Origin of the sequence: Pontibacter saemangeumensis (genome assembly GCF_039541895.1) — a bacterium.
GTDB classification, from domain to species: domain Bacteria; phylum Bacteroidota; class Bacteroidia; order Cytophagales; family Hymenobacteraceae; genus Pontibacter; species Pontibacter saemangeumensis.
Genome location: NZ_BAABHC010000011.1, coordinates 167,401 through 175,964 on the forward strand (window position 1 = coordinate 167,401; position 8,564 = coordinate 175,964).

Consider the following 8,564-nt stretch of genomic DNA (forward strand, 5'->3'; position numbering starts at 1 on the left):
TATACAGACAGATACATGAGAAGATACAGCCAGCTGGTTCTTGCCGCGGCCTTGGTTAGCACCCTTTTTTCCTGTTCCACGACCGATTCCACCACATCCGCAGCGCAACAAGTTGCTGCGCCGGCCCCGGTATATCCGGTGCCATCTGAGGCGCAGCTGGCCTGGCACGAGATGGAGATGAACGCCTTCGTGCATTTTACCACCAACACCTTTACCGACCTCGAGTGGGGCTACGGCGACGAAAGCCCTGCCATCTTCAACCCCACGCAGCTGGACGCCGACCAGTGGGTGAAAACCCTGAAAGAGGCGGGCTTTAAAGGCGTGATCCTTACCTGCAAGCACCACGACGGCTTTGCCCTGTGGCCAAGCAAATACACCGAGCACTCGGTCGCCAACAGTCCTTATAAAAACGGGCAGGGAGACGTGGTAAAGGAAGTGTCCGATGCCTGCAAGCGCCATGGTCTGAAGTTCGGGGTGTACCTTTCGCCCTGGGACAGAAACCGGGCAGACTACGGGCAGCCCTCCTATATAGAATACTACCGGAACCAACTTGAGGAGATCTTCACCAACTACGGCCCGGCCTTCGAGATGTGGTTTGACGGCGCCAACGGCGGGGACGGCTATTACGGCGGCGCCAGGGAAGTCCGTAAGATCGACCGCGCCACATATTACGACTGGCCTACCACCCTCGCTTATGTGGATAAACTGCAGCCCAAGCCAGAGGTGCTGTTCTTCAGTGATGCCGGCCCTGATATCCGGTGGGTTGGCAACGAGCGCGGTGTTGTGGCGGAGACCAACTGGAACACCATCAGCAACGATACCCTGTATGCCGGCATGGCGGGCATCGAAGACCTGTTGGGGACAGGCTCTGAAGACGGAACGAAATGGATCCCGGCAGAGGTGGACGTTTCCATACGGCCGGGCTGGTTTTACCATGCCAAAGAAGACTCCCTGGTGAAATCGCCGGAGAAGCTGTTTGATATCTATATGACCTCGGTAGGACGCGGCTCTACGCTGCTTTTAAACGTGCCCCCCGACCGGCGGGGCCTGATCCACGAAGAGGATCTGAAGGCGCTGCAAGGGTGGCGGCAACTGCTGGACCGGGAGTTCAAGACAAACCTGGCTGCCAAGGCAAAAGCCAAAGCCGATTCCCATCGCGGAAATGCGGGTGCCTACGCCGCCTCGATGGTAACCGACGGTGACAAGGAAACCTATTGGGCTACCGACGATGCCGTAACCACCGGCACCCTGGAGATCGACTTAGGCAAAGTGCAGCCGGTGAAATACGTGCTGCTGCAGGAGTATATAAAACTGGGGCAGCGGGTAAAGTCCTTCTCTGTGGATATATGGCAGAATGGTGCGTGGCAGCCGGTGGCAGACGCCACCACCATTGGCTACAAGCGCATCCTGCAACTGGACCCGGTGAACACAGACAAGATCAGGATCAACATTACCGCCTCCAAGGCCAGCCCAGTGATCTCGAATGTAGCGGTTTATTAGGCGGTAGTTTATATATGACGAAGCTGCTTAGAACTTCATGAGGTGCAGCTATATATAATCCTCCTTTTCCTGAAGGCAGCCTCAATACCGGTTGTGAAACATATATAAATGATTGAAGTAGTGCATTTTAAGCTGCGTAGAAAGCTGGCTTGTCTGGCGCTGGCGCTGTTTCCGTTTTTTGGAAGCAAAGCACAGTCGCCTTTTGCCGGGCTGGAGCCACTGTTTACAGCCCCCAGAAACTATACGACCTGCTTTACAGATACAGCACCAGCTATTGACGGGGATGTCACGGATGCTGCCTGGCAGGCTGCCAAATGGAGCGAAAGTTTTATCGATATTGAAGGCGATGCCAAACCGAAGCCTGCACTGGACACGCGTGTGAAAATGCTGTGGGACGACACGCATTTATATATAGCTGCCGAGTTGAAAGAGCCGCATGTGTGGGCTACGCTGAAGCATCGGGATGAGGTTGTTTTCCATGACAACGACTTTGAGGTGTTCATCTCACCCGAAAATAGCACGCATCAATATTACGAGGTGGAGGTAAATGCGCTAAACACTATTTTCGACCTTTTCCTGCCCAAGCCTTACCGCAACGGTGGCGGTGCGATGATTTCCTGGAACCTGGACAAACTGCAGTCGGCGGTGCAGGTGCAGGGCAGCCTCAATAACCCAAAAGACACCGACAAAGGCTGGACCGTGGAGATGGCCATTCCCTTCCGGTCCGTTACCATCGGAAACGAAACGAAAGTGCCGGCGGAGGGAACCCTCTGGCGCATCAACTTCTCCCGGGTGCAGTGGGACACCGATATAAAAGGCGGTAACTATGTGAAGCGGAAAGGCAGCAACGGCCGTCCGCTTCCGGAGCACAACTGGGTGTGGTCGCCGCAGGGGGTGGTGAACATGCATTACCCGGAGCGATGGGGCTACCTGCAGTTTACCCGCCAAAAAGCCGGAAACAGTGCGAAACCTTTCAGCCTGCCCTATGCCGAAAAACAGAAGAACTACCTCTGGCTGGTGTATTACCGGCAAAAGGCGCATTACCAGAAGCATAAACGGTACGCCGCTGACCTGAAGGAACTGGGCATCAGGAACGACACGCCGCTCTTGATCGGGGAGCGGGAAAACCGACTGCAACTGGAAGCAACTACCCGCCAGTTTATGGCCACCATTCAGGATGCAGGTAACTCTATATATAGCATTGACCAGGATGGTTTGATACAAAAAATGCGCAACACCCTATGAGCACAAGAAGAACATTTCTGAAGGCCGGCATGCTGGCTGGCCTGTCGGCAGGATTACCCGTTTCGGCTATGGCCGAAGAGAACAGCTTCAGCAAAAGGAAAAGCTGGAAGCACTGGGTCTGGATCAACCCAAAGCATGAGGATAAAGAGGCGGAGCTGCAGCAGAGGTACAAGCGCTATTATGAGGCTGGCATCAGGGGAATCTTTTTTGAGGAGGACAGCGAGAAGCATTTCCGGGCCGCCAAAGCCCAGAAGCTGGAGGCGCACCGCTGGATGTGGACGATGAACCGGGGCGAAAAGGCGCTGCTGCAGGCGCACCCGGAGTGGTACGCCATCAACCGGAAAGGGGAGTCCTGCGCCGACAAGCCTCCTTATGTGAACTACTACCGCTGGCTGTGCCCTTCCAGAACAGAGGTGCAGCAGTACCTGGAAAACGATGTACGCCAAATCCTGAGCAAAGACTACGTAGACGGCATTCACCTGGACTACGTGCGTTTCTGCGATGTGATCCTCCCGGTGAACCTGTGGGACAACTACAAAATCGAGCAGACCAAAGAGCTGCCGGAGTACGACTACTGCTATTGTGACGTGTGCCGCACAAAATTCAAAGCGTGGCGCGGCCAGGCGATTGACGATATACAGTACCCGGAGGCGAGCTTGTCGTGGCGGCTGTACCGCTACAACGCCATCACAAACGTGGTGAACAAACTGGCCGTGGTGGCGAAGGAAAAGAAGAAACCGATCACGGCAGCCGTGTTTCCGACGCCGGAAGTTGCCCGGCGCATCGTGCGGCAGGACTGGACGAACTGGAACCTGAACGGTGTCTGCCCGATGATCTACCACGGCTTTTACAAAGAGGATGTGCGCTGGATCGGGGATGCCGTAACGGAAGGGGTGCATTTCCTGGCCGGTCGCTTCCCTTTATATGCCGGCCTCTACCTGCCGGATTTCAAAAGCAACGCGGAGTTGCAGCAAGGCATTACGTATGCCCTGCAAAACGGCGCGGGCGGCGTTTCCCTTTTCGGGGATGTGACGGATGAGGTGCTGGCCGCACTAGCGCGTGCGTCTGCTGCTGTGAAAGCGTATAAAGCATAAGCTTCTTCTATATAACCCAAGCTGCGGTATACTTATCATATTGAACTTAACCCACCCCCGCCCCACCGTTGACCAAGGCTCCAACCCCTGGAGGAGAATTGCAGAAGAGGTATTTTTATTCCCCGCTTGGGAGGGGCGGGGGTGGGTTTTCAGTCAGCAGATTTATATATTAACTTGAGTTATATAATTCTCACGGGGGAAACCCGTCTCCTCGGATTCTGAGTTTGCAGGCATATATAATGATGGTAAAGTTGGCAGGGAGATGCCCGGGTCAGATGTTATATATAAAAGCCCAGGCTTAATCTACTGAAGCAGATTAAGCCTGGGTTGCTGACTACTCCTCATACCAGATCATATATATATCCTTCCATATATACCGTAAGATTAGCATCCCCTTTGAATTGAAGAGAAGGAAGCCATATATGGAAGAGGCTTAAGGCGACTTGGAATTATATCTCCACTTGTTTCATTTTCGGGGAAAGCAGGTGCATGACAAGCCAGGCCAGCAGATAGGCAAAGCCGCATATCGTGAAGATCACGTTATAGCCTCCCACAAGGTTCCCTGCGTCTTTGTAAGTATCCAGGATAACACCAACCAAAGCCGGGAACAGGAACCCGCCCAGCGAGCCGGCCATTCCCCCAATCCCCACCACAGAGCTGACGGCGCGCTTGGGGAACATGTCAGAGGCCGTGGTGAAGATGTTGGCGCTCCAGGCCTGGTGTGCCGCTGCCGCGAGGCTGATGAGGCCCACGGCAACCCAGACATCCGTGGCGTACCGGGCTGCAATAATCGGCACCACACACAGGGCAAAGATAAACATGGCCGTTTTTCTTGCTTTGAACACGGGCCATCCCTTCCTGATGAAGTAAGAAGACAGGTAGCCGCCGCCCACGCTGCCGATGGTGGTAGCGGTGTATACTGCTGCCAGGTGCAGGCTTGGCTTCGATAGGTCGATATTAAAGGTAGTGGAGAAATAAGAAGGCAGCCAGAAGAGGAAGAACCACCAGATGGGGTCTGTCAGCAACTTGCCGAACACAAATGTCCAGGTCTGGCGGATGCTGAGCAGCTTCTTCCAACTCACAGTACCTGCTGCCCCTATCACGACCTGCTCGCTGTCGCTGTGGATAAACTCATACTCTTCAGCCGTAAGACGCTTGTGCCGCGACGGGATCTCGTAGAGAAACCACCAGAAGATCAGCCATATGAAACCGATCGCGCCTGTGATCAGGAAAGCCTCCTCCCAGCCATATATGCCTAGTATCCAGGGTACCATCACCGGCGCTACCACTGCCCCAATGTTAGCCCCAGAGTTGAAGATACCCGTAGCCAATGCCCGCTCGCGTTTAGGGAACCACTCGGCTACCGCCTTGATGGCCGCCGGGAAGTTACCGGCCTCGCTCAGGCCCAATGCGGCCCTTGCCACCCCGAACCCGAAGGTGCTCTTGGCCGCGGCGTGCGCCATGGCTGCTATGCTCCAGCCAAAAACAGAGATACTGTATCCCATTTTGGTGCCTATCCTGTCGACGAGCCCGCCAAAGAACAAGAGCCCCAGCGCATACGCCGCAGAAAAAGCCATCACCACGAAGCTATAGTCCTGCTCGGTCCAGGCAAACTCAACTTCGAGGGTAGGCTTGAGCAAGCCGATCACCTGGCGGTCGAGGTAGTTGATGGTGGTGGCGAAGAAAAGGAGGGCGACGACTACCCAACGGTAGTTGCCGGTTTTCTGCTGTTTTACAAGTTGGGCCATAGAACTTATACTTTTAAGATAATAAGATTAGTTTGATCGGGGGTTTAGCAGCGTCTCCATGGCTGATTTGGTGAGGGCCTCCAGCGTCGTATAAGCCTGACCTGCCATGATGTCCCTGGTAATCTCCTTATTTTGCATAGGAGGACATGGTTTCGTGGATCTCCGCTACAGTGCTGTTGGTAGCATCGCCTAGTGTGAAAAGCTTTATGAAGGCCGCTGCCGTGGCGAACTCCAGTGTTTGTGGGAGGGGAAGGTTCTTGTGGAAGCCATATATAAGGCCTGCCATAAAGCAATCGCCACTGCCTACTTTATCCACTATCTTGTCGGCCATATATTCCCGTGAGCAGGTGAGGCCCTCTTTCGAATAGAGCGTGGTATAATACCGGATGCCCTCTTCCCCATAGTCAAAGCGGAAGGTGTTGGCCACGGTGCGGCAGTTGGGATACTGGCGGATAACCTCCGCCGAGGAGAGGCGGGCGTGCTGCAGCAGGCTCTCCTTGTCCCTGCCGGCGATCAGTTCCTCATCCAAGGGAATGCCCAGCATGGTGTGCGCCGCCCATATGTTCCCCATGATCAGGTGGCAGTGCTGCGCCAGTGCCGGCATTACGGCTAAGGGAGCCTTCCCGTATTGCCAGAGCTTGGCCCTGTAGTTGAGATCCAGGGAGATGGTGATATTCTTGCGCCTTGCTGCCACCAGGGCCTCCTCGCACACCTCAGCCACCCCCTGGCTCAGGGCCGGACAGATGGCGCTGAAGTGAAACCAGCTCACGCCCTCGAAAACGTCATCCCAGTCAATCAGCCCTGGTCTTAGGTCTGCGAAGGCAGAGCCGCTCCTGTCATAGAGCACGCCGGCGTTCTTCAGGTCTTTCCCTTTCGGGAGGTAGTATAGACCCATGCGGTTCCCGTGGTAGAGAATCTTGTCCGTCTGTATCGCGCGGCTACCTAAATAGCTTACCACCTGATCGGAAAGGAAATTGCCGGGAAGGGCCGTTAGATACGAAGAGGGCACTCCCCACAGGGAGAGGGCCGCGGCCACGTTGGCCTCGGCGCCCCCCACGTAAAAGGGCAGCGTGTTCTCCTGCAACCATTGCCCGTCCATATCGGGGCAAATGCGCAGCAACAGCTCACCAAACGAAAGCACATTACCCATGATCGCTTAGAGGTTTAGGTATGATTTAGCATTATTGTAGCAAATATTCTCCACCATCTGGCCCAGCCACTCCATTTCGCTAGCAGGCAGTTCGCCGTTTTCCACATCATGGCCAATCAGGTTACAGAGGATTCTCCTGAAATACTCGTGCCGTGGGTAAGACAAGAAGCTTCTGGAGTCCGTCAGCATGCCCACAAAGCGGCTCAAAAGACCCATGTTGGAAAGCGCGTTCAACTGCTTCTCCATTCCGTCCTTCTGGTCGAGGAACCACCAGGCCGACCCGAACTGAACCTTTCCAGGCGTGCTGCCATCGTTGAAGTTTCCGATCATGGTAGCGTACAGCTCGTTCTGACTGGGATTTAGGTTATACAAGATGGTTTTGGTGAGTTGGTTTGTGTTGTCCAGCCTGTCCATGAATTTCGAAAGGGGCCGGGCCACATCAAAATCGCCGATAGAATCGAACCCTGTGTCTGGGCCGAGCTCCCGCATCATGCGGGTGTTGTTGTTGCGGAGGGCACCCAGGTGGAACTGCTGCGTCCAGCCCCTGCTGTGGTCCAGCAGCGCCATGTGCACCAGCATCGCCGACCTGAATTTCAACACCTCCTGCTGTGTTATGGCCTGCTGCTGCAGCGCCTTCGCAAAGATGTTCTTTATCTCTTCGTTGGAATAGTCTGCTGCATATATGGTTTCCAGGCCATGGTCGGAGAGGCGGCACCCCTGCTCATGAAAGAAATCATGCCGCTGCGTCAGCGCATCCAGCAGTTGCTGAAAGTTGCCGATGGCGATACCGGAAGCCTCTTCGAGTTTGCGGAGGTACGGCAGGAACACTTCCGGGCTTCCGACAGCCAGGATTTTGTCGGACCTGAAAGCAGGAAGCACCATAATGCCGAAGTTGTCGGCTTTTATTTTCCGGTGATGCTCCAGTGAGTCGATGGGGTCGTCGGTGGTGCAAATCACCTCCACGTTCATCTTCCGCAGGATGTTTCGCACACTGTAAGCATCGGACTGCAGCAGGTCAGAGGCTTCGTTGTAAATTTCCCTGGCCGTCTCCGGCTTCAGGATTTTCCCGATGCCGAAGGGCCGCTTCAACTCCATGTGCGTCCAGTGGTACAGCGGGTTGCGCATGGTATAGGGCACTGTGCGGGCCCACATTTCAAATTTGTCGTAATCGGCAGCGTCGCCTGTGCAGTACCGCTCAGGTACACCGTTGGTGCGCATGGCGCGCCATTTATAGTGGTCGCCTTCCAGCCAGATTTGTGTCAGGTTCTCGAATTTCCTGTCAGTGGCAATAGCCTCTGGCGAGAGGTGGCAATGGTAGTCGATGATCGGCATGTCTTTGGCATGCTCGTGGTATAGTCGCTGTGCAGTTTTAGTCTGTAGTAAGAAATTGTCATCCAAAAAAGACATATGCTTTGTGTTATAGTTGTTGTTCATTGTTAGGTTCTGTCGCAATTCGTTTGCCTGCATCCCTTTCCAGTGGCCTGGTTTCGGATTTCATGAGCAGGAGGACCTGCTGTGTGACCATTTCCCGGAGTCCCCGGACGCGCGTCAGGTCCGTGCCCCAGAGCCCTGCGTTGGCCAGGGCCTCGGCCACGGCGGCGGCCGGGTCGCCCCCCCGCCAGGCCTGTTCGAAGAAGGCCAGCACTTCGGGCTCATCGCTGAGCGGGATCCGCTCGCCCCGCCACTCCCCGCGGTAGAAGAGCAGCAGGGCGGCCAGGGCGTGCAGCAGGCGCTCCGGCAGCTCCCCTCTCCGCTCTGTGTAGGCCAGCACCGAGGGCAGCACGCGCACCCGGTACTTGGAGACGGCGTTCAGGGCGATGGAGAGCA

Annotated in this window: 7 protein-coding genes; 3 read left to right on the forward strand and 4 right to left on the reverse strand. The window is 55.3% G+C overall.

The genetic code is table 11. The annotated features are described in order from the left end of the window. Positions 1 to 15 precede the first annotated feature (15 nt). From ABD920_RS10605 to ABD920_RS10615, 3 genes are all read left to right on the forward strand, one after another. Positions 16 to 1,500: an alpha-L-fucosidase gene (locus ABD920_RS10605; protein WP_345158873.1), complete on the forward strand. Its 1,485-nt coding sequence runs from the start codon at positions 16 to 18 to the stop codon at positions 1,498 to 1,500. Positions 1,501 to 1,608: 108 nt separating this feature from the next. Next, positions 1,609 to 2,745: a carbohydrate-binding family 9-like protein gene (locus ABD920_RS10610; RefSeq protein WP_345158874.1), complete on the forward strand. Its 1,137-nt coding sequence runs from the start codon at positions 1,609 to 1,611 to the stop codon at positions 2,743 to 2,745. Beyond that, positions 2,742 to 3,839, forward strand: a complete 1,098-nt coding sequence (locus ABD920_RS10615; RefSeq protein ID WP_345158875.1) for a family 10 glycosylhydrolase — start codon at positions 2,742 to 2,744, stop codon at positions 3,837 to 3,839. Before ABD920_RS10610 ends, ABD920_RS10615 begins: the two co-directional genes overlap by 4 nt. Before the next feature lie 449 nt (positions 3,840 to 4,288). Here the strand turns inward: ABD920_RS10615 and ABD920_RS10620 are convergent, their stop codons facing one another. The 4 genes from ABD920_RS10620 to ABD920_RS10635 form a co-directional block, all read right to left on the reverse strand. Next, on the reverse strand, positions 4,289 to 5,587 hold the full coding sequence (locus ABD920_RS10620; protein WP_345158876.1) for an MFS transporter: 1,299 nt from the start codon (positions 5,585 to 5,587) through the stop codon (positions 4,289 to 4,291). A gap of 127 nt (positions 5,588 to 5,714) precedes the next feature. Beyond that, positions 5,715 to 6,737: a PfkB family carbohydrate kinase gene (locus tag ABD920_RS10625; RefSeq protein ID WP_345158877.1), complete on the reverse strand. Its 1,023-nt coding sequence runs from the start codon at positions 6,735 to 6,737 to the stop codon at positions 5,715 to 5,717. A 6-nt stretch (positions 6,738 to 6,743) separates the two neighbouring features. Next, entirely contained in the window at positions 6,744 to 8,144 is a 1,401-nt protein-coding gene (uxaC, locus tag ABD920_RS10630; RefSeq protein ID WP_345158878.1) for a glucuronate isomerase, read from the reverse strand. Between the two features lie 10 nt (positions 8,145 to 8,154). After that, the coding region (locus ABD920_RS10635; protein ID WP_486357933.1) for a mannitol dehydrogenase family protein at positions 8,155 to 8,564 on the reverse strand (410 nt) is incomplete at its 5' end.

Coding starts and splice junctions, on each gene's coding strand:
- ABD920_RS10620 (WP_345158876.1), bottom strand. CDS start 5,587: ATGGCCCAACTTGTAAAACAGCAGAAAACCGGCAACTACCGTTGGGTA.
- ABD920_RS10610 (WP_345158874.1), top strand. CDS start 1,609: ATGATTGAAGTAGTGCATTTTAAGCTGCGTAGAAAGCTGGCTTGTCTG.
- ABD920_RS10625 (WP_345158877.1), bottom strand. CDS start 6,737: ATGGGTAATGTGCTTTCGTTTGGTGAGCTGTTGCTGCGCATTTGCCCC.
- uxaC (WP_345158878.1), bottom strand. CDS start 8,144: ATGTCTTTTTTGGATGACAATTTCTTACTACAGACTAAAACTGCACAG.
- ABD920_RS10615 (WP_345158875.1), top strand. CDS start 2,742: ATGAGCACAAGAAGAACATTTCTGAAGGCCGGCATGCTGGCTGGCCTG.
- ABD920_RS10605 (WP_345158873.1), top strand. CDS start 16: ATGAGAAGATACAGCCAGCTGGTTCTTGCCGCGGCCTTGGTTAGCACC.